Genomic DNA, 20,479 nt, shown 5'->3' with positions numbered 1-20,479 from the left:
GGTGTAGGTCTTATATGGCTTGCGTTTTCTAGTCATTTGGATACTCCTATTGCGACATTGTCGCTTATTAAAAGTACCCGTTAAACTGGGGGAGGTTCACGTTGCCCCCTTTGATGATAACAAACACTTCAGCTCATCAAATTTGATCAAGTTTAAATAATGCTTTCTGTTCTTATCCATTTCACTGTATTCAAAAAATGAATTCGTCTCGTTTATGCTCGTACCTATTGGATAACAGCGAGTCAGAATACCCACACCCCAATCAGTATCAATGCAGCACGAATATATATCGGGGTTAAAACGCCATTTCATGAAGGCCTTCCATGTCGTACCATTCCATGTCTCGCACGCGGGAGAATTGTAGTACCGATATTCTTCTCTGGCGTGCCATTCAGTTGGTGGGTTACAGTCATGAAGAACAACAAAACCATTGTCTTTGATATAGTTAAAAGCGTTGGTAATATCTCTATCAACCTGCTCCGCCAGGTGTAACCCGTCAATAAAAACAACATCAAACCTTGTTTCTGGCGTAAGTATTTTGTTTTCAGATAGCGACTTAAAAAACTCATCACTAGTTGTCTTATAATCCACAGGGTTATTTTCGAATTCTAAACCTGGATCGACACTGTATTTATTGCTCGCAACAATATGATTAAAGTTGTCATCAGGGTTCCTAACCCCGATCTCCAAATAGTTGGTATCATCTTCTGACAGGGATAGCAGGAAGTTTATTATTTCTGTACGAAGTGGTCGCTTGCGATTTTCTAACCGTGTTTTGTCAATAGCAGACTTATAATAATGAGCGTTATCTGGGGCTTGTTTGCATAGGCATTGTTTTTTAGATTTTATTCTATTCTTTCTGAAGAAAATCACTGCATTAACTCCTTGTTCAGTAGAAACATAGATATAACCGTGAATGGCATATGGTCAGATATCATTATTATCAATTATTATAAACAAGACCTCTACGAACCGGTAAATCATCAAACACCCTCACCCCTTAATCAGATGAAGGCACTATTGAGAAACACAGCAGAGCAGTTTGGTACAGGTCATTCCGCTTCAAAACCATGCAGGACAGAGATATGGAGATAAGAAAGATCTTGGCAGCATTCACATTTGGGGGCAGTGTAAAAACTCACCGCCCAACACTTGCGAGACGATCAATACATTTCGAGTTTTTACACTGCCCCCTAACATCCTTATTGTGCCTGATTATAAATGACAGGCATTTGCCCCTTCCATTTCGACCAACTATTTTCGTTCATGACCAGTTCTGCCATAAAATGGCCGACATTAATTCTGCTAGCTGATCCAGAATCGAATATCGCATTTCGTATTGGCGATCTCTTCACGTCGTACTCTGTAACCTTGTTTTCATCGATCAATGCATCGGGGCGAACAGCCGCCCATTCAATGTCGCCATCATTCTGACCGATTCGCGTACGCAAATAATCTGCTGCCTTTTCATTGTCTGCATGCGGAGGCAACAAGACTCTTAATATCGCGATAACGATACGCTGACTTAATGGGGGGTATCTCAGGTATATCCCTATTACTGTTCCCAGTAGTGTTCATAAGTACAACTTTAACGGGGCTCCCCGACTTATTAGACTTAATAGCCTGACATATACACTCAACTGTATCTGTCACAAGCAAACGCGGCTTTCCAAACATGCCTTTAAACGTAAGGTTATGACCAAGACACGAGACAGCGGCATCACAGTCTTTTAAATATTCAGCCATTTCTAATTTAGTCAGGCCATGAACAGAAGCCTGAATTTTATTTAGGCTTGGTTTGTCAGGCAACGCATCTATCGAACGAACGAACTATCGCATTCACCTCGATACCTTGACTAAGCAACTGATCAACAACATGTCCTCCGGTAGCGCCACTTGCACCGACAACTAATACTTTCATAGTTAATTCCTTTTTTATTACAACCTCGACAAGACTCAATGATCTTTGTCTCTGTCAAAGATCACCTGGGTACCCAGTGATAGAGGTAGATCGGAGATTGGTAGATGTCGTTAAGTTTGGTGACTTTTATAGGTTGAAACGAAGACAAAGCAAATGTGTTACTCACGATTCGAATCTCGTTTGAGAGTTCGCCTTTTAGTTTCTCTTCGAGAGAGAGCATGCCTTCAGGAAAAAGATAGCAGCATAGCAGTGATGCACCGCTGAGGTCTGCCTTCATGAAGTCTTTGCGATAGAGCGTAAGGTTGTTCAGTTGTAAGCCATATTTCCAAATCATTGAGACCAACCAGGGTATCAATGACAGCTCATAACCTATCACCTGTTGACGGGGATACTTACGGGCAAGAGCGATAACGAGCGTTCCCCAACCAGAACCCAGGTCGATTAATGGTCCTTTTACAGTCCCGTCAATTGAAGCAAGCATGGCTTGGCAGGCCTTGCCTGAACTCATCATGGGAGAAATACCCGTTATCAGCGTATTCCAAACAATCGAGATGATCGCCAGAAGGAGGCAAACAAGTATTATTAATTCTAGAGTAACCATCTATCGAGAAAATCAACCGCGTCAGAGAGCATCATACTCTAATATTTGAAATATTTGCTCTCCGACACGGTTTACTCGAGAAGACAACTGGGTCTCTTTACAGATAGACTTGTGAGCTAACTAAAGCACCACAAGCTGAAAGGTAATATTTTTATGCATTACACGGCCATGGAACACGGAAGATTGTTTTTTGAAACATATTGTAATCAAAAAGACACTAAACATATCGTTGAAATTGGATCGCAAGATGTAAACGGATCGTTGCGCTCTGTAGCCCCAAAATACTTTAAATACACTGGTATCGACTTTGTTGAAGGCAATGGTGTAGATATTCTATTAACTGATCCGTATTCTATTCCTCTAGAAGATGAATCGGTTGATTTTGTCGTTACTTCATCTGTATTAGAACATTCTGAATTCTTTTGGTTATTATTCAATGAAATGCTTCGAATACTAAAACCCAATGGACTCCTTTACATCAATGCACCGTCGAATGGCGACTTTCATAGATACCCAGTTGACTGCTGGCGATTTTATCCCGACAGCGGAAAAGCGTTAGAGAATTGGGGAAGAAAAAGCGGCTATTCAACTATATTGATCGAGTCGTTTGTAGGTAAACAAGAACGTGAATATTGGAATGATTTTGTAGCGGTATTTTTAAAAAATGATAACTTTATAGCAAACCATCCTCATAGAATACTCAATCAAATAACATCTTTTACAAATGGAAAAACACACGAAAATAGTGATTTTATAAACTACCGGGGAGTCGCTATTTTTGCGGAAGCTTGTTTTGGGCATCCAAGCCCAATTCTTCGTCGTTCGCTCGCGCTCTCAACTACGAATAGGCAGACGGCGTCGACTATCGCGGACTAACCGCCTTCGCTTCGCTATCCATAGCGGTCAGCGTGAGAGCACACAAGAAGATCAACTTCATTTCAATAAACCAATCAAATCATTGCTTATGACCATTCTAAAAAAGATTCTTTATAGAAAATAGCCTGCTTCTTCGCTTTATCCCCTTTTGGAGAAAGTTGGGCGGCTATGGAACCAAAAGGGTCAGGCTCGATTGGTACGTACCAGATAGTTGATCTAATTGTAGAACACTTCATTTCAATGGATCCTGACCCTTTTGGTGCGAGCTTGCGAGCGTCCTAATTGACGCGCTTGTTAGCACTTTAAGGACTCGCGCATTGATTTGATAAAATCTTGATGCAATGAAAAGACCTCAGAAGCCATCTCATTGACTGCTTTTACATCGTTATCAACCCACTCGGGCCAATCCCAATCATCTCGGACTCGATCTGGAACGACGCTTTGAAAACCTCCATGTGTTGGTGCGGATTTCTTTGCTATCAACCAACTAAATTCATGGCACTTATTCCATAGTTCTTTGCGAATAGCCTCTAGTTCTGGGTTTATAATATTTTTCTCTGGGCAGCTCCATTCATCAACGAACTTATCAATATCCTTCAAGGATTCGAGGCTAAAGGAATTTCCGAAATCATGAGTTTCTAGGAGATAAGCCGACCTAGAACCAGAAGGGAATATTTCTAGAAATTCTTTAAATAGCGCTTCATCCACTGCGCTTACTTTCTCTGCCTTAACCCTGTCTTGAATGTCGTTCTGATGAAGCAACCATTTCGAAAATACGTTATGTAATAACGCTGAAATAACAAGGGCAAAGCCAAGCCAATAATCTGCTGTGCTAGACCCCATTTCAGATAAGGTTAGAGTTTTTCCTGAGTTGAGATTAAAGGACCCAATAATCCAGTTGCAAACCACCAACTTGAATGGTGTAGGTATGAGTATTACCCCTGCGCCCAAGGTTAAAACATACCAAGTCACTTTGTTGTAGAAATTTGGGAACAGCCACTTTTTCCCGTATTTTATTACAAACTCTTTAACTTCTTCTTTCGTGAACATGGAGTCTCAGTTATGTAATGAGTGCTAACAGTTGATTATGTAGCTGGCTCTCATAATTACATTATGTGGACGGCACAAATAATGCGTTATGCCGCAAATAGTTCTCATCAATTTGAGGAATTTGTTGTTTGAACGCACAGAGCTGTGTCTTTTTCATCCAATTTCCCTCTGGCTATTTCCCTGTTGTTTCTACACTCTAACGAGTTTTATTACTTATTCAAAATCAGAGCTGTATCGCCCCATCCCAGTTCTCGGGGATTCCCTGTTCGATGAACTGCTGGCAGCGTTCGATGTAGACATCGACCGCGACGTCAATCTCGTCTCGTTGTTTGAGTGTGTTGAACTGCTCCAACGCCTCTTTGAAACGGCGCGCCTGAAACGTCTCGACCGCTTTATCAAACTCATCCCGATTGGCGAGTTTGTGGGCTCTTCTAATCTCCTCTTCACCGTCGAGCACCTCGACGATCTCAACCCACTCGGTCTTGCCCTTCACCTTGACGCGGTCGAGGTGACGGATGTTGAACTGGGCGGGCGAGGCAAGCTTGGTATAGGTGGCGTTGGAGATAAGGATCGGGGCGTTGTAGGCCTTGGTGAGTCCCTCGATACGGGAGGCGAGGTTGACTGCATCGGAGATGACGGTTCCCTCCATGCGCTGGTGCTCACCGATGGTGCCGAGCATCAGCTCGCCGGTGTGGATGCCGACGCCGATTCGCACCTCGACATAGCCCTCCTCGCTCTCGGCGCGGCGCTGGTTGAAATCACGCACCTGGCTCTGCATCTCGATGGCGGTGGCGAGTGCATCGTCGGGGCCGCCGGGGAAGAGCGCCATTACTGCATCGCCGATGTACTTGTCGATGTAACCGCCGTGCTTGCGCACGATCGGGCCGACCTCTTCGAGGTAGCGGTTGATGAAGCGGAAGATCTGCTCCGGGCTCATCGACTCGGAGATGGTGGTGAAGGAGCGGATGTCGCTGAAGAGGACTGTCATCTCCTGCTTGATGTTATCTCCCAGCCCCAGCTCGAGGATGCTCTGTTTGTTGAGAGTGGTGATGATCTCCTTCGGCACGAAGCGGCTGTAGGCATCGGTGAGATCGATCTGCTGGTCGTAGGCCGCGCGTAGCTGTTCTCGCCCCTCCCGCACCGAACCGACCATGGTGTTAAACGACTTGGTCAGCACGCCGATCTCATCGTGCACGCCAACCGGCAGGTCGACATCGAGACTCCCCTGCTCCATCCGGTCGACACCGCCCAGCAGCCGCTGCAACGGGATGAAGAGACTGACGCGGAAGAAGAGCGGGAAGGCGATCACGGCGAAGAGCACCGCGCCGATGACGATATAGAGCAGCTGCTCGGCCATCTCATGCAGATGGGCCCGGTAGCCGTGATAGCTATAACCAACCTCATAGCTGGCTCCATCGAGTGTGAGGCTGCGGGTGATGAAGTAGCTCTGTGGTTCAAGCGGCTCGAGTTTGCGGAACCGCCACGCTCCCTCCCACGCCCCCGACTCACCGCTCAACTCGGCATCGAAGCCGCTCGCCTGGTAGATCAACTCACCCTCGCGGGCGATGAAGCTGATCTCCTCCGGCAGCGCCTCGAATCGGCTTGCGACGATCTCACTGCCGCTACGCTCGATCTCGACCTTCTTTAGCGAAAGATAGCTCTCCTTGTGCAGGTTCATGGTGATCGCCGAGGAGAAGCCGAGCACCACCAAAATCGCGCCAAGCGACAGGCCGACCATTTTGATCTGCAGTGAGGAGGGTTCGAGTGCGTTGTTGAGGTAGACGACGGTGAAGAGCAGCACGAAGATCATCAGCCCGGTGCCAAGCAGGTGGCCGACGATCTCCCAGCTGGCAAGATCAAGGTAGGCGAGGATGATCAGCGCCACCAGCACGATCGGTGAGAGCAGGATGAGGAAGATCTTGCGTATCGCCGCGATATGGCTCTCACGTTGCAGTGCATCACCCTCTCCCTCTCTGCGTAGCGCGCGAATCTGGCGCACGAAGAGGCTCATCGCCCAGAGCAGCTCGAGGCCGACCAGCACGCTGATCTCGTGGGTGCCGAGATAGACGAAGAGCCCGCCGCTCGGATCGTAGATCGGCTCGAGCAGGGTGGTGTGGTAGAGGTAGAAGAGATAGACCAGCACCGAGACGATCAGCGAGACGATGAAGACGCGCCGCGCCTCTTTCGGGAAATGGAGCTTCGGGTAGTGGTAGGCGAACTGGATCAGGAAGAGGATAAAGAAGACGACAAAGTGCAGTGCCCACCATGCTATTCTCACCCCGTCCAGATCGAGCGACGAGAAGATGTAGAAGAAGGCGACGAAGACTACATTGACGCCGCTGAGGAAGGTGAGCAGTTGCCGGGTGGCGGGAAGCTTACCGGGGATGCGCCAGAGATAGGCGGTCAGCAACGTCAGCATAATCGCAACGTTGAGCACGCTGAGCGAGAAGGGTGTCAGATAGAAGAGCTGCACCACGCCTCCGTTTTGGCCATCACGGCACAATAATAAAAGGGACCAATCATTCGGTTAACAAGATGTCCGATCTGTTGTTATTAACGCTTAACCTCATCTGGGCCGCGCTCGCTCTGTTCTTCCTTGCCACCATCGGTAAGACCTATCGCTATCGCCAGCAGCTTCCCGACGCTTCAGCAGATAGCGTGCTACCGAAGCTCTCGCTGATTATTCCGGCCCGCGACGAGGCGAACAATATTGGTGAATGCCTACAATGTATCACGCAGCTTGAATACCCAGAAGGCGCGTTGGAGGTAATCGTGGTCGACGACAACTCCGGCGACGCCACGGCGGCGATAGTCAGTGAGTTTGCCCAACGCGATAGCCGCATCCAGCTGATCAGCGCCGATCCGCTGCCCGAGGGATGGATGGGCAAATCACACGCCTGCTGGCAGGGGGTGGCCGCCGCCAGCGGTGAGTGGCTGCTGTTTGTCGATGCCGACACCTATCTCAAACCGACCGCGGCACGTGACGCGCTCGCCTACGCACTCAGCAATGCTCGTGAATTTCTCTCTGTGATTCCGTTTCAACAGGTGATCTCCTTTCAGGAGCGTATCGCCCTCCCCGGCGTCTTTCTCGGCTTCGCCACCGCTATCGACTTCGACCGGGTCAACGATCCAGACGACAGCTATGCCCTTGCCAACGGCCAGTTCCTGCTCTTCAGCCGTAGCGCCTACCAACAGATCGGCGGCCACGAGGCGATTCGCGGTGAGACCAGCGATGACCTCGCCTTTGCCCGTGCCATCAAGGCAGCGCACATCGGTGGCTACACCCTGTTTGGCGATCAGCAGATCGAGACGCGCATGTACCGTTCGCTAGGGGCGATATGGCGCGGCTTCTCTAAAAATGCGATCGAGATCATGCACGCTACCTCGACTGGACGCTGCATGAGCGACGCACTCCGCTCGCTCCTTCTCTCCCTCGGTACGCTACTACCAATTGCCACCTACTGCGCCACACCAGAGACTGCATCGATGCTGCAGAACGCCACACTTACGCTGTCGATAGTCACCCTCGCCTCGCTGCTTTTGATCTTCACCCTGGCACTGCATGCACTGCGGATTCCCGTTATCTATCTGCTTGCGCTACCCTTTGGGCTAGCGCTGCACGGCGCCATAATCATCAACGCCTATCTCAGGCAAAAAACAGGCAAACGGGAATGGAAAGGTCGGCACTACTAACACTGATCGCACTGCTGCTTTCGCCGCTGGTGGCAGTCGCTGGCGAGCCCGACAACTCCTGGAGCCTGATCCGCGAGGGTGAGCAGATATCGGTCTATTCACGCGACGTGGCCGACTCGAAATATAACGAGTCGCTGGCACAGACCTTCATCAAGGTACGCCTCTCGGCGCTGGTCGCACTGATTCTCGACGGTAATAGCCATGTGCGCTGGGTCAACACCGTCGACGATAGTCGCCAGATCGATATCATCAGTCCGACCGAGGTGCACAACTACACCTACAGCGGCGCCCCCTGGCCGGTCGATGACCGCGACGCGATCGTTAACACACAGGCCTCGCAGGATAGCGAAACGCTGATCGTCACGATTCAATCCTATGCGGCACCCGACTATATTTCTCAAATCGACGGTGTAGTGCGCGTCCCCTATGTCGACTCGACCTGGACCCTGATCCCAGTTGGCGATGGCAAGATCGAGGTCAATTTCCGCGTCCATAGCGAGCCGGGTGGAGAGATCCCGACCTGGCTGACCAACAACCTCGCCTCAGACCAGCCCTACTACACGCTTAACAACCTGCACCGCTTCTTCAATCGTGAGAACGAGTACTTCGACCGCGAACTCCCCTTCATTCGTGAGCCGGGCGAACAGCCACAATAACCGCCGTTTGTGAGCCTCATCTCAGTTTTATAACGGCGTGCCGCTATAAAATGTTACGAATCGCGTTTTTCGCACCCACAATAATATGTCGATGCCATGAAACTCAGCCCACTTCTGCTGCTTGCTCTGCTGCCTGCCCTCAACGGCTGCTTTGGTGAGGCACCGCCTGGCGGCTCACAAAATCAAACTATTGCGACCGATAGCGTCAGCGAAGCCGCGGCAGTGCGTTTTCTCAGCCAGTCTTCCTTCGGTGCTACTGAAGAGGCGGTCGATGAGGTGATCGATTACGGCATTGAGGGGTGGATCGATGCACAGATCGCGATGACCTCCCCCTATAGCGACACCGTGACCGGTGCGATCGCCACCCCCAACGCCATCACCACCAAGAGCCATCTGGAGCGCACCATCGAGATCGCACAGATGGTGCAGCAGGACCACGACTGGTACGACGATCCCGACATCTTTAACAGCGACGGCCACTGGCTGATGGAGTACTACCAGCTCGCCGCCTGGTGGGAGCACTCACTCAAGGGGGATGATCAGCTGCGCCAGCGCGTCGCCTATGCGCTGAGCCAGATCTTTGTCGTCTCCACCGCCGAGATGCCGCTTGATGACCGCGCCGAGAGCCTCGCCAACTACTACGATATCCTTGCAGAACACGCCTTCGGCAACTTCCGCGACTTGATGGGAGCGGTCTCGCGCAGCGCAACGATGGGTATCTACCTCTCGCACCAGGGCAACGAGAAGGAGAACCCCGCCACCCAGACCCGTCCCGATGAGAACTTCGCCCGCGAGCTGATGCAGCTCTTCACCATCGGCCTCTATGAGCTTAACGTCGACGGCACGCCTCGCCTGAGCAGTGGCAATCTCATCCCCACCTACAGTCAGGAGGATATCGTCGAGCTGGCTAAGGTGATGACCGGCTGGGATCTGCAACTCAACAGTTATTACGGCCGTAACAGTGCCAACAGCGGCGACTACACCCTGCCGATGGAGTTTACCGACGCCTACCACGAGTACTCTGCCAAGACCGTGCTCGGAGAGACCATTCCTGCCAATCTGAGTGGTAGTGACGACCTCGACGCAGCGCTCGACATCATCTTCGCTCACGCCAACGTTGCCCCCTTTATCAGCCGTCAGTTGATCCAGCGACTGGTTACCTCCAACCCCTCCAGCGCCTACATCGGCCGAGTGGCGGCGGTGTTCAACGACAACGGCAGCGGTGTGAAGGGTGATCTCGGCGCGGTGGTAAAGGCAATCCTGATGGATGATGAGGCGCGCAGCGCCAGCTACATCTCACAACCGAGCTTCGGCAAACCGCGCGAACCGGTACTCGCCTTCTCTGCGATGCTGCGCCTGCTCGATATCTCACCACTTGATGGGTGGTCGGGATACGACGAGAACGGCGTACAGCCCAACTTCGATGTCACCGGCGTCTACTGGTTCAACGACACCGAGCTGGGACAGATGCCGCTGCGCTCGCGCTCGGTGTTCAACTTCTACAGCCCCGACTTCATCCCCAGCGACAGCTATTTCACCAGCAACGGACTGGTCGCCCCGGAGCTGGAGATCCAGACCCCGCCGAACCTGATCAGCTTCAGTAACGCCATTGATGATGCTCTGCACGACCATGAGAGCAACGAGATCCAGAGCTGGACCACCCTTGATGCGCTCGCCGGTAACGCCAATCTCTGGTGGGGTGAACTCTACCTGACCGACCTGAGCGATGAGCTGACGATCTTCGAGCTGGCACTGGATGGCGACAGCAACGGCGACTACCTCGCCATCAACGACGCGGCGGTCGATGGCAACGGCGACACCGCCAAGGCACGCGCCATCGACGCGCTGCTCGACCATCTCGATCTGATGCTGCTCGCCGGTCAGATGGAGAGCGGCTATCGCAGTGAACTGAGAACGGCACTGATCAACTTTAATGACGGCAGCAACAATGACGAAGCGCGGCTGATTATCACCGTGGCGATCCGCGCCATCGTCACCTCCAGCGCCTTCATGATTCAGAAATAGGAACCGACCATGAGCAAGATGGATAGACGAAGTTTCCTGCGCGCCCTGCTCGCCAGCGGCATGGGCGGCATCGGCGCGCCGCTGCTCAACCTCTCCAACGCCAACGCTGCCACTCCCGCCTTTGACGACTACAAGGCGCTGGTCTGTCTCTACCTGTTTGGCGGTAACGACGCCTTTAACATGGTGGTGCCGATTGGCGATGAGTCGGGCTCTACGGCGATCGGTCAAGGCCACCAGACCTACGGCGACATTCGCGGCAACCTCACCGTCGCAGCCGACGATCTCGATCTCGCCACCAACTTTGCAGGCGGTCTGCTCGGCTCCGGTAGCGGCAACCCCTACTACGTCGATGGCACCCAGCAGAGCGCCTATGTAAAGGGGGTCTATCCGCTCGGCACCACCGGTCTCGGCTTCAATGGTGTGATGCCGGAGCTGGCACAGCTCTATAGCGATAACCGGCTGGCAGTAATCAACAACGTCGGCACACTGGTCGAGCCAACCACAAAGGCGAATATCGGTTCGATCGATCGCCCACCCTTTCTCTTCGCCCACAATCACCAGCAACGCGCCCTTCAGACCGGCTGGGCCGACAATCTCTCGGCGGCTGGCTGGGCGGGCCGCCTTGCCGATCTGTGGGGAATCGGGCGTGGTGGGGTAAACAACAACCATACGCTCGGCATGAACATCTCTTATGCCGGCAGCAATCGTATGCTGATCGGCGATACCTCCACCCCGGTCAATCTCAACGCCGGCGACATTCTTACCTATGCGGGCATGGAAGATGGCAGCAGTAGTGAAGATCTTCAGCGCAAGGCGCTGTTCCGGGGAATGAATGGGCAGAACGCTGGCAGCGATCCGCTGCGCGGGCTCTACAACAACATGCTGACCGGTGCGCTCTCAATGTCTGACCTGCTGATCACCGAGTGGCCCAACACGCCTGACTTCGCCGGACTCACCGGCCCCTACGGTGAGGCACTCTTCGGTCGGCCCGACAGCACCACCCTCGGCTTCACCGCCAATATCAGCAGCTCACTCTTCTACCAGCTGGAGAGCGTGGCCAAGATGGCATCACTGGGTAAACGGCTCGGACTCAACCGGCAGATCTTTGTCGTCAGCATGGGCGGTTTCGATAACCACTCAGTACAGCTGGAACGCCACCCACGCCTGCTACGCCAGCTGAGCCTCTCGCTGTGGAAGTTTCAACGTGCGATCGATTCACTCGGCATGGGCAACGAGGTGACCCTCTTCACCCAATCCGACTTTGGTCGCACCATGAGTAACAACGGTGACGGTACCGACCACGCCTGGGGCACCGACAACCTGATAGTGGGGGGGTGCGGTCAACAGTGGGGTCTACGGTTCGCAGGTCGATATGCGTCTGGGTGGCGATGATGACTACGACAACAACGGTCGATTCATTCCCACCACCGCTGTCGATCAGTGCAACGCTTCACTGGCGAACTGGTTTGGCGTGGAGAGTGAGGATATGAGCACCCTCTTCCCCAACCTGGGCAACTTCGCCTCCGGCGACATTTCCACCAGCTATCTCAACTTTATCTAAAGCTAATCTGCACCTATCGTCACGTGTGGCCTCGTCGTGCCGAGATGAGAGTTAAGCGCAGGGTATAATTCTCAAATCCAACAACCGTAATAACGAGGAGCCAGCAACGTGTCCGTAGAGCGTAGTAAGCCACGCCTAATGATCGTCGGTAGCGCACCTCTCTTTCCCTGCGGCCCCTTCGGATCGCCCTACTCTCCCTCCTATACCAACAGGTTCATCGATTCATCTGATCTGGTGGTGCGGTTTAATAACGTAAAAAATGCCGACACCCCTGGTGTCGGCACGCGTACCGACCTGCTGGTTGTCTGCAACATCGGATCAGTGGGTGAGCGATACGCTACTTCACGAAAAGTTGACCATCCACTAGCGCAACAGGTTGAAGAGATTCTCTTCGTCATGCGTGAGGGTGATGACTACCATACACCGCCTTCAACCGAGCCATCCGCCGTAAACAGAGACAATGATATTACGCTGACACAACGCATCATCGATTTTCAGGCGTGGAACGATAAACAGATCTCCTATTTATCACCAGAATTACGCTATGAGATTTACAACAGACTAAACAACGCCACTCCATCCAGAGTAGTGCCAAGCACTGGCCTGCTCGGCATCGAACAGCTGCTTCACGACGACCGATTTGCCAACTATGAAAAATTCATCATCGGCTTCGATTTTGAGGGCTGGCATGGACACGCCTTTGATATCGAGAAACAGATTTGCAATGGCCATATTCAGAAGGGCACGCTACAGCGTGTACCTGAGATGAGGCGTCGGTTCGATTGGATAGAGTGGCTACAGTATAAAAACCTTCGCTCACTCGTCTCACACCAAATCAGGTTATTAAAAGCGAACCGCCGTAAGAACCGCTAATCCATGCCGATTAGCTAGGTGATGAAATCATGTTCGGCAAACTCGCGTCCGAAGGTCAATCTGAACTCATCGCGCCAGAGATCTGCGTATTCGACCCGTTGCTTGTCACGAAAAAGTGGTGCGCCCAACGTATGGTGAATATTAAACGGTAATTCACCGCTGCCCTCCTGCTCCTCAACCAGATAGTTGTATTCAAGAGGCAAGCTACCAATCTGTTCATCTTCAAGCCACTCGAAACGGTGTAGATAACGTGGCGAAGCAGACTCCACAACCTGTTTTCCAAGTTGCTTTGTAGCAGGATGATCACAATTATAGATAACCACTGAGCTCCACTGTTTTCTTGGATAGGTCGTCTGCGGTAGACCGCCCATCTTCACCTCTGTCTTTGGGCTGTAGTCATGTTTTACAACCTGCACCGCATACTGTGCATCAAACAGATCAAACATCTCTTTGATATCCCGGGTAATCAACATGTCGCAATCGAAAAAAATACCCACGCCGCGATACCCCATCAGATAGGGCACCAGAAAACGGGTGATCGAGAACTGGGTACTGCCCAGCGGGTCGAGCGGGCGATTGAAGAGGCCATAGGCCAGCAGCTGATCCCTGATGACAGGGATGATGATTAAGTCATCAACAGTAGTATGACGTCGGATGGAAGCTGCACACATCTTCGCTGCAGCATCCTCCTTTGGATCATAACCTATGAAGACTGCGCGCTCGGCGTCCAGCGCGGAATCCAGCGTATTGAACAACATGACAGACGACACACACCTGCTGATTAACAGACCGACATTATAGGACGAACACTACTACTGTGTCTGAAAAATGAGTGTTATAGCCTTCGTTAATAGGAGTTAAACAGCGTTCATGTTGTCTTTTTTAGCTATTGCTCATCATCATTTATGGCATGGTATCATAATGGCTTACAGACTTTTTAAATAGACTCTATTGATGAATAAAGCGTGCATCGATCACCAGCAACTAGATGAATTGGGTACCACGCAGTTCAATGCTGTGACTCCTTTTCCCTGGCACAGCTTCAGTGGCCTGCTCACACCGCAGAAGTTCACCGAATTGATGCATGATTTCCCACCGCTGGATCACTTCGAGCGCCATCAGGATATCCCCCGAGGGGGTCAACGCCCCCACAACCGCCTCTATCTCTCATATGAGCGTACGATCTACCACGATCGTCAGAGTGGAGTGACTGGCTTAATTGAGCACTCTGCGCTACCCACCGTGTGGCAGCAATTTATCGAAGAGTTGGAACAGGGTGAGCATTATCGATCATTCATCGCAAGGCTTCTGGGCACCAGTAGCTTCAAGATCCGCTATGCATGGCACGTCGGTGAAAACGGTTCAGAAGTCTCTCCCCACTGCGATATGCACAGCAAGCTGGCAACCCACCTCTTCTACTTCAATAGTGACAAAGAGTGGCAGCGGGAGTGGGGCGGAGAGACGCTGCTGCTGTCTGACAAAAAGATCATGGAGAACAATCCGGAGTTTGAAGATTTCGGCGCTGTTCAAGCGGTTGAGATGCTCAACAACAAGAGTTTTCTATTTAAAAACTGCCGTGATGGGTGGCATGGCGTGAGACGACTAGATTGCCCTGAGGGCGCCTATCGACGTCTCTTTACCGTAGTGATAGAAACGACAAAGAAAAAACTTCACTCATTACTAAAAAGAGTCCGCCGCAGGCTAGCGGGCTATTTCACTTAATCAGTAGCATTTGAATATTCTCTTCAACGACCTGCCTGACACATCCCGCCGCTAGCTCGACTTCATCTAATTGATTCGACACCACGAGCTATTACCGCTTGGGTTGGTAGTATCCGGCAAACTCATTTAACGCTTCGACCATCTCATCGGGTAGTGAGGATGATAGCTCCTTACGTAGCACCGACAAATCCTTTCTACCCACATTTAATTTGCTTCTGCCATGCTCGCTGATGTGAATTTGAAAGGAGCGACGATCCGATTCATTCTCATTGACCACCAGCAGACCGCTGCGGATTAACTCATTGATCATCACACTGGCCGATGCGCGAGTGATGCCGAGTCGTTTGCTCATCTCGGTGACCGTTGCTTCCCCGATTTCGTCGAGACTATCGAGCAGTCGAAACTGCGGGATACGCAGACCGGAGTACATCAATGCCGTTGAGACGTTGCGCTCAAACTGCTGCACCGCCTTAACCAATCCAACAACGTTTAGTTCCGACATGCCACTCCTTTTTGTTCTTGTTTGTTAGCTTAACTAACAAAATATTCTGATTTGTTCTTTTTATGGCCGGACTATTTAATAAATTCTGAATATAGCGATTGACTGTAGAGCAACGTTTTATCGAGTGCAATCGCGATTTCAGACGACTCACCACTGCGATCCGATCCATCTTTTTTACCGACATCGAATCGCCCATAAAAGAGAACAAGGAGTTAATTATGAGCACAGTAGCCGAACTACAAACCCTGCCCGGCGGCAACCTGGCTGAAGAGATCGCCTCGCTCAGGTCCGAGCTTGAAGAGGTCAAACTACGCACCCCGCAGGACAAGGTATCGATCATTCTGCTCTCGGGTGATTTCGACAAGGCGATGGCTGCCTTCATGATGGCCAACGGCGCTGCCGCGTGATCAAAAAGGGAACAAAACTGAAGGGTAAAAAATTCACCCACAAACTGATCAACATGATGCTGCCCGGCAGCAGCCGAGACCTGGCGCCTTCTCAGATGTCTTTCGGTGGTTTTGGTCGCAAGTTTTTCAACTACATGATGAAGGGCGAGATGTCCTCACTCGAAGAGCAGATCGAGATCGCCAAGGAGTCGGGCATCGTATTCCAGATCTGCGCCCCTTCACTGGGGCTAATGGGCTTCGATGACGACGAGTGGGTGGTACCTATTGAGGTGTGCGGCGTGGCGGCGATGTACGGCACGGCGCTTAATGCCAGAACCGCCTATTTCATCTCTTAACCGCCACGTTCTGGCAGAGTACAAATATCGTACTACTCTCTGGGGTGCGGATGATTGAATCCGCACCCCACGCACGACAACCGGGAGTAAGTAATGAACACAACGGCCGATACCGTGACCTATCGGATCGACGCAGACGACCACCTATGCGGTTTTGACGATCATTGGAGCAGCTTTGCTGCCGATAACGAATCACCACACCTCTCCGACCAGCTGATCTTCAACCGCCCGATCTGGGACTTCATTCAGGATGCCGAGACACGGCACATTCACGAGACGCTACTAAAGCGGGTTCGAACCAATAACACTCCGCTGAGCTTCCCCTTCCGTTGCGATGCGCCGACACTACGGCGCTATATGGAGATGAAAATCACACCACTCGACAATCGAGCCGTAGAGTATCGCTGCCACATTGTTCGAACAGAGGTGCGTGAACCAATCGAGACAGCCAACGCCACGGCCGACCATGACGACAACTTCCTCAGGATGTGCAGCTAGTGCAAAAAGGTCGATGTGGGCAAGGAACAATGGCTGGAGGTCGAGGATGCCATCGCCCATATGGGGCTTTTCTCCGAAGCTGCAATTACACCGATCACACACACAATGTGCGATGTCTGCATGAACGACCTGGAGGAGGACGAAGACTAATGATCGACGACCCGGGCACGCCCCTCCTGCTTGGCTCGATACATACGCGTATCTGCCAGCTCGACCAGTCCGACCCAGTCCTCGATCCCATCACGTATTCGCTCTGCGATACCGATACTTGCTGTGAGGGGTGTGCCATCCGGACGCTCACCCAGCCAACCACTACAGATGCGCTGCAGCGGCAACTGCATACTCTCTCGGTCGGTATCGAGCATAATCAGCAGAAATTCCTCACCACCCCAGCGCACCACATAGTCATCCCGGCGCAGATGGTGCTTCAAGTTCTCCACCGCAGACTTAAGCGCCGCATCACCCGCATCATGCCCGCAGTTATCATTGATCTGTTTGAAGTGATCAAGATCGAGAAACATGATGGTGAAGGGGCGCTGCTGCTCCATGGCCAGTAGAAAGTAGAGATCAATCAACTCCTGACCACTCTGACGAGTGAAGGCACCGGTGAGCGGATCAATGTTGACCCGGCGCATCAGTGAGGTCATGTAGTTGAGCTGGGTCGCCGCAGACATCACGCAGACACAGAGCAGCAGAAAGAGTATCCACGCCGCCGGTAGAAAGGCGTGTAGATGGTGGTTATCTGAAATCTGCTGCCCCACTCCCATCACCACCAGACTAATGATTCCAATGCTCATCGATTCGGATATGGTGAGTGGAAAGATCGCCAGACCCGCCACCACCAGGAAGGGGAGCAGGTTGTAGATCTCGATCAGTACCGTACCGTAACCATCGACTACGACATTGGATGAGAGACGTTGTACCAGTAGATAGAAAATCAGTGGTACCGCCATCAGGACAACCAGGCGAATACCCGCATGGTTCCAGCGATTCTCTGCTGTCACCGATAAACCTACCGCCAGGAAGATCACTGTCGAGACCAGGCGCAACACGGCGATATCAGCCGCCAGCGGTGACGGCAGCATCTGGTAATCGACCCCGATCCAGGGGATGAAGAGTAGTGCAAAGAGAACCGCGAAGAGTCGAACCCGCCGGTTAATGACCGCGGAGCGATGCCGTGCCAGATAGTGGCCGTGACTCCTCGTATAGAGCAGTGGAATCAGTTGTTGTTTCGATAGCCCTCCCTCGGCAAACAGTGTCCCTATCTCATTCCAGACGCTAGCTAGCGCCCTGGTAATCGGATTGTGCATTTCGTTACCTGTCTAAACGCCTCAATAGGCCATCCCTTAAGTATGGCACCAACAGACAAATATTCAGTCACCTCGAAGGGTTACCACCAACGGTCACGCCATCCAGATGCGTCGCAGCTCATAACCGATAAAGCGACTGGTCAGCCAGAGCATCATCAGTGGCAGCAAAATCGCCTCCAATACAACCACCGCCAGCTGTATAACCAGCTCCTTGGTCACCTGCTCTGATATCTTCTTCGCCTCCTGTAGCGACTCCTCCAGGCGCTTGCCGATATCCCAGCCGCTAGAGTGCCCGGCTAACGATTCGATGCCATCACCCGCCTGGATGAGATTGGCGAGTGAGTCTTGATAGTTACTCTGTACAAACTCCGCACTGTGGAGCTGATCGACTGCGATCGGTGTGAGCACTGCAAAGATAACCGCAGCAAAGATAATGGCGGTCATGCGATGGAGCAGGTTGCCGACCCTTTGCAGTGAGCTTGCGCCGGAGATCAGCGCCGCCAGCCCCACAACATAGAGTACGCCCAGGGAGATCAGTAACGCCGGATCGTAGAGGAGTTCACCGAAGATACGCAGGATCCAGAAGGCGGTCGCTGAGATCAGCATCATCAGCGAGAAGCGTTCGACCAGATCGTTAATCGGGTCGAGCACCTCGCCCGGTTTGATGTTGGCGCTGACACCAATAGAGACACCGATCTCAGCCGCCTGGATCACCGAGATACCGGCATTGATCACCCGAGCGATGGCAAAGGAGGCGAGTGTGCGCTCCGAGGTGGTCTCGACATACTCAGTCAGATCGCCCTTATCGAGCGCACCGCCAAGATTGAGCAACAACATCACTGCCAGCAGCGCACCCAATAGCAGACTACGAATCAGATCGCGGCGATGACCCTGCTTACTCTCATCCTCAACTCTGCGGCTGCATGGCACACCCTCCACGACGACTATTTCAGTGCTCGAATCTTCGCCAGTAGTTCGGGATCATCCCAGGCGCGACCACCAATGGCCTGATAGGCAACCCGCCCCTTGGGATCGACCACAAAGGTGGTCGGCAGACCGCGCACCGGCCAGCCACCGATCACCTTGGAATCGGTATCGAGCAGCAGTGGGAACTCAACCGGATAGTTGGCGGTGAACTGGAACACCGTCTCCTCATCCTCACCCACATTGATCGCTAGAAGCTCGATGTTATCGGCCTTCAAGATTTCTGAAGCACGCTGCATCGACGGCATCTCTTCACGACAGGGCGGACACCAGGTTGCCCAGAAGTTGATCACTACCACCCGGCCACGATAGTCGGAGAGACGATGTTGATTACCATCGAGATCGTTGAGCAGAAAATTGGAGGCCACGGGTTTGTTGGGAAAGGCCGTCAGGCCGTTGCCCATCTCGGCAGAGGCAGCTCCGACACTCAATAGCAGCAGTAGTGAAATGATAATTTTTCGCATCAATTACTCCAGGTGTTTTTAAAGCGCGCGATCCACCGCACACTCGATATCGTTGATGGTGGCACTCACCCGTTGACCATCAAGCATGACCTCAACAGAGAGGTCGAAGTGCGCTCCCGGCGGCAGACCGTAGCTGCTCATACCCCAGTTGTAGTCACCCGGTTTGAACTGCTGCTGCGTCGGTAATAGCGACCAGCGCATGGCGATGCGTGCCGCCTGCGTTGCACCCCGCTGCTTCCAGAGTATGTCCCACTGCTCTCGCGTCACCACCGAACGCGATTTTCCACCCTGTACGACCTGCCACTGATCGACATCATAGTCGAGCAGTTGCTTACCATCGTTGCGGAAAATTGTCTGAAAGACACAGGCTCGCCCTATGGTATCGGCATCTTCAGTGGAGAAACCACGCCCCTGAAAGAAGGCGCGTGTCTGATCGGGGAGGCGTTGCACCAGCTGTAACGAGACGCCTGACTCCTGCCATGTCCAGCCACGGAGGCCTGTATCCTTCTCGACAGAGGTCGTGACCTCAGCGGAGAGTGCGGTTGAGAATAGTGCCAGTAGCAACGCGGTAGATTTTGATGGGGTGCTTACCATCCGATAACTCTAACGACTAATGGTACCTATTTATATAGCCCTCATACTCCAGATAGGACTTGAACTTGAGATCACCCATCAGTACATCATCGATCAGAAATTTCACCAGCTCATCGAAGCATGCATTGACGTCATGCGCCTCTTCAAACCCTTCGCAGATCTGTTTTACCTGAAACGCTTTGAGCAACATCTCGTTATGGTATATCGCGTGCTCAGCCAAATCTGGATATTTCACCTTGGCAAGGTAGGCCTCTTCATTGCGGAAGTGCTCCTTCGCAACCTCCATCAACTCATTGAGCAGCAGGGAACACTGTAGGGGAGTCGCTATTTTTGCGAGAGTTTGTTTTGGGCATCCAAGCCCAAGCAAACAGCAAAAACTTCACGCGACCGTTTATGCCTGCGGCGCC

24 protein-coding genes are annotated in these 20,479 nt (G+C 52.1%); 12 read left to right on the top strand and 12 right to left on the bottom strand.

Annotated elements, in window-relative coordinates; translation table 11 throughout:
• Nucleotides 1-96: 96 nt before the first annotated feature.
• The 3 genes from BOW52_RS13185 to BOW52_RS13170 all read right to left on the bottom strand — a co-directional run bounded on the left by BOW52_RS13185 (nucleotide 97) and on the right by BOW52_RS13170 (nucleotide 2,522).
• Nucleotides 97-873, bottom strand: coding sequence for a class I SAM-dependent methyltransferase (locus tag BOW52_RS13185; RefSeq protein ID WP_236725742.1), 777 nt, complete (start codon nucleotides 871-873; stop codon nucleotides 97-99).
• Between the two features lie 329 nt (nucleotides 874-1,202).
• Nucleotides 1,203-1,490: an NAD(P)-dependent oxidoreductase gene (locus BOW52_RS17915; protein WP_135622403.1), complete on the bottom strand. Its 288-nt coding sequence runs from the start codon at nucleotides 1,488-1,490 to the stop codon at nucleotides 1,203-1,205.
• Nucleotides 1,491-1,982: 492 nt separating this feature from the next.
• Nucleotides 1,983-2,522 carry a class I SAM-dependent methyltransferase gene (locus tag BOW52_RS13170; RefSeq protein WP_078484548.1) on the bottom strand — a complete coding sequence of 180 codons (540 nt, stop codon included), beginning with the start codon at nucleotides 2,520-2,522 and terminating at the stop codon, nucleotides 1,983-1,985.
• 168 nt (nucleotides 2,523-2,690) lie between these two features.
• Here BOW52_RS13170 and BOW52_RS13165 point away from each other — a divergent pair, with 168 nt between their 5' ends.
• Nucleotides 2,691-3,398 carry a methyltransferase domain-containing protein gene (locus BOW52_RS13165; RefSeq protein ID WP_236725741.1) on the top strand — a complete coding sequence of 236 codons (708 nt, stop codon included), beginning with the start codon at nucleotides 2,691-2,693 and terminating at the stop codon, nucleotides 3,396-3,398.
• 294 nt (nucleotides 3,399-3,692) lie between these two features.
• Here BOW52_RS13165 and BOW52_RS13160 read toward each other — a convergent pair whose 3' ends face one another.
• Nucleotides 3,693-4,448: a hypothetical protein gene (locus BOW52_RS13160; RefSeq protein ID WP_078484546.1), complete on the bottom strand. Its 756-nt coding sequence runs from the start codon at nucleotides 4,446-4,448 to the stop codon at nucleotides 3,693-3,695.
• A 223-nt stretch (nucleotides 4,449-4,671) separates the two neighbouring features.
• Nucleotides 4,672-6,921 carry an adenylate/guanylate cyclase domain-containing protein gene (locus tag BOW52_RS13155; RefSeq protein WP_135622395.1) on the bottom strand — a complete coding sequence of 750 codons (2,250 nt, stop codon included), beginning with the start codon at nucleotides 6,919-6,921 and terminating at the stop codon, nucleotides 4,672-4,674.
• A 62-nt stretch (nucleotides 6,922-6,983) separates the two neighbouring features.
• Here BOW52_RS13155 and BOW52_RS13150 point away from each other — a divergent pair, with 62 nt between their 5' ends.
• From BOW52_RS13150 to BOW52_RS13125, 6 genes are all read left to right on the top strand, one after another.
• Nucleotides 6,984-8,141 (top strand): glycosyltransferase, encoded by a 1,158-nt coding sequence (locus tag BOW52_RS13150; RefSeq protein WP_078484544.1) that lies wholly within the window; start codon nucleotides 6,984-6,986, stop codon nucleotides 8,139-8,141.
• A complete protein-coding gene (locus BOW52_RS13145) occupies nucleotides 8,120-8,797 on the top strand; it encodes an START domain-containing protein (protein ID WP_078484543.1) in 678 nt (225 codons plus the stop codon). The genes BOW52_RS13150 and BOW52_RS13145 overlap by 22 nt, the downstream gene beginning before the upstream one ends.
• 96 nt (nucleotides 8,798-8,893) lie before the next feature.
• A complete protein-coding gene (locus BOW52_RS13140; protein ID WP_078484542.1) occupies nucleotides 8,894-10,822 on the top strand; it encodes a DUF1800 domain-containing protein in 1,929 nt (642 codons plus the stop codon).
• Nucleotides 10,823-10,840: 18 nt separating this feature from the next.
• A complete protein-coding gene (locus tag BOW52_RS13135) occupies nucleotides 10,841-12,214 on the top strand; it encodes a DUF1501 domain-containing protein (RefSeq protein ID WP_172840348.1) in 1,374 nt (457 codons plus the stop codon).
• Nucleotides 12,195-12,383, top strand: coding sequence for a hypothetical protein (locus BOW52_RS13130; RefSeq protein WP_078484540.1), 189 nt, complete (start codon nucleotides 12,195-12,197; stop codon nucleotides 12,381-12,383). Before BOW52_RS13135 ends, BOW52_RS13130 begins: the two co-directional genes overlap by 20 nt.
• Before the next feature lie 108 nt (nucleotides 12,384-12,491).
• Nucleotides 12,492-13,256 (top strand): glycosyltransferase family 29 protein, encoded by a 765-nt coding sequence (locus tag BOW52_RS13125; protein WP_135622392.1) that lies wholly within the window; start codon nucleotides 12,492-12,494, stop codon nucleotides 13,254-13,256.
• Nucleotides 13,257-13,270: 14 nt separating this feature from the next.
• Here BOW52_RS13125 and BOW52_RS13120 read toward each other — a convergent pair whose 3' ends face one another.
• Nucleotides 13,271-14,014 (bottom strand): glycosyltransferase family protein, encoded by a 744-nt coding sequence (locus BOW52_RS13120; protein WP_078484538.1) that lies wholly within the window; start codon nucleotides 14,012-14,014, stop codon nucleotides 13,271-13,273.
• 196 nt (nucleotides 14,015-14,210) lie between these two features.
• On the opposite strand from BOW52_RS13120, the gene BOW52_RS13115 reads away from it, so the two are divergent.
• On the top strand, nucleotides 14,211-14,978 hold the full coding sequence (locus BOW52_RS13115) for a 2OG-Fe(II) oxygenase (RefSeq protein ID WP_078484537.1): 768 nt from the start codon (nucleotides 14,211-14,213) through the stop codon (nucleotides 14,976-14,978).
• A 91-nt stretch (nucleotides 14,979-15,069) separates the two neighbouring features.
• On the opposite strand, the gene BOW52_RS13110 is transcribed toward BOW52_RS13115, so the two are convergent.
• On the bottom strand, nucleotides 15,070-15,480 hold the full coding sequence (locus tag BOW52_RS13110) for a MarR family winged helix-turn-helix transcriptional regulator (protein WP_078484536.1): 411 nt from the start codon (nucleotides 15,478-15,480) through the stop codon (nucleotides 15,070-15,072).
• A gap of 218 nt (nucleotides 15,481-15,698) precedes the next feature.
• Between BOW52_RS13110 and BOW52_RS13105 the strand changes: the two genes are divergently transcribed.
• From BOW52_RS13105 to BOW52_RS17770, 4 genes are all read left to right on the top strand, one after another.
• The gene (locus tag BOW52_RS13105; protein WP_135622391.1) at nucleotides 15,699-15,887 is read left to right on the top strand and encodes a hypothetical protein; all 189 of its coding nucleotides are present in this window, start codon (nucleotides 15,699-15,701) and stop codon (nucleotides 15,885-15,887) included.
• Nucleotides 15,884-16,222: a DsrE/DsrF/DrsH-like family protein gene (locus tag BOW52_RS13100; RefSeq protein WP_078484534.1), complete on the top strand. Its 339-nt coding sequence runs from the start codon at nucleotides 15,884-15,886 to the stop codon at nucleotides 16,220-16,222. Before BOW52_RS13105 ends, BOW52_RS13100 begins: the two co-directional genes overlap by 4 nt.
• A 93-nt stretch (nucleotides 16,223-16,315) precedes the next feature.
• Entirely contained in the window at nucleotides 16,316-16,720 is a 405-nt protein-coding gene (locus tag BOW52_RS13095; RefSeq protein ID WP_078484533.1) for a hypothetical protein, read from the top strand.
• A gap of 15 nt (nucleotides 16,721-16,735) precedes the next feature.
• Nucleotides 16,736-16,870 (top strand): hypothetical protein, encoded by a 135-nt coding sequence (locus BOW52_RS17770; RefSeq protein WP_269087660.1) that lies wholly within the window; start codon nucleotides 16,736-16,738, stop codon nucleotides 16,868-16,870.
• Here BOW52_RS17770 and BOW52_RS13090 read toward each other — a convergent pair.
• The 5 genes from BOW52_RS13090 to BOW52_RS13070 all read right to left on the bottom strand — a co-directional run bounded on the left by BOW52_RS13090 (nucleotide 16,867) and on the right by BOW52_RS13070 (nucleotide 20,439).
• Nucleotides 16,867-18,030, bottom strand: coding sequence for a GGDEF domain-containing protein (locus BOW52_RS13090; protein ID WP_078484532.1), 1,164 nt, complete (start codon nucleotides 18,028-18,030; stop codon nucleotides 16,867-16,869). The two genes, BOW52_RS17770 and BOW52_RS13090, sit on opposite strands and share 4 nt — an antisense overlap.
• Before the next feature lie 93 nt (nucleotides 18,031-18,123).
• Nucleotides 18,124-18,969 carry a hypothetical protein gene (locus BOW52_RS13085; RefSeq protein ID WP_078484531.1) on the bottom strand — a complete coding sequence of 282 codons (846 nt, stop codon included), beginning with the start codon at nucleotides 18,967-18,969 and terminating at the stop codon, nucleotides 18,124-18,126.
• A 5-nt stretch (nucleotides 18,970-18,974) separates the two neighbouring features.
• Nucleotides 18,975-19,478, bottom strand: a complete 504-nt coding sequence (locus BOW52_RS13080) for a TlpA disulfide reductase family protein (protein ID WP_078484530.1) — start codon at nucleotides 19,476-19,478, stop codon at nucleotides 18,975-18,977.
• An 18-nt stretch (nucleotides 19,479-19,496) separates the two neighbouring features.
• The gene (locus BOW52_RS13075; RefSeq protein ID WP_172840347.1) at nucleotides 19,497-20,042 is read right to left on the bottom strand and encodes a hypothetical protein; all 546 of its coding nucleotides are present in this window, start codon (nucleotides 20,040-20,042) and stop codon (nucleotides 19,497-19,499) included.
• Nucleotides 20,043-20,088: 46 nt separating this feature from the next.
• Nucleotides 20,089-20,439, bottom strand: coding sequence for a hemerythrin domain-containing protein (locus tag BOW52_RS13070; RefSeq protein WP_330359767.1), 351 nt, complete (start codon nucleotides 20,437-20,439; stop codon nucleotides 20,089-20,091).
• Between the last annotated feature and the right edge of the window lie 40 nt (nucleotides 20,440-20,479).

The organism is Solemya pervernicosa gill symbiont, assembly GCF_002020875.1.
Lineage (GTDB): Bacteria > Pseudomonadota > Gammaproteobacteria.
This window is presented reverse-complemented; position numbering and strand designations above follow the sequence as displayed.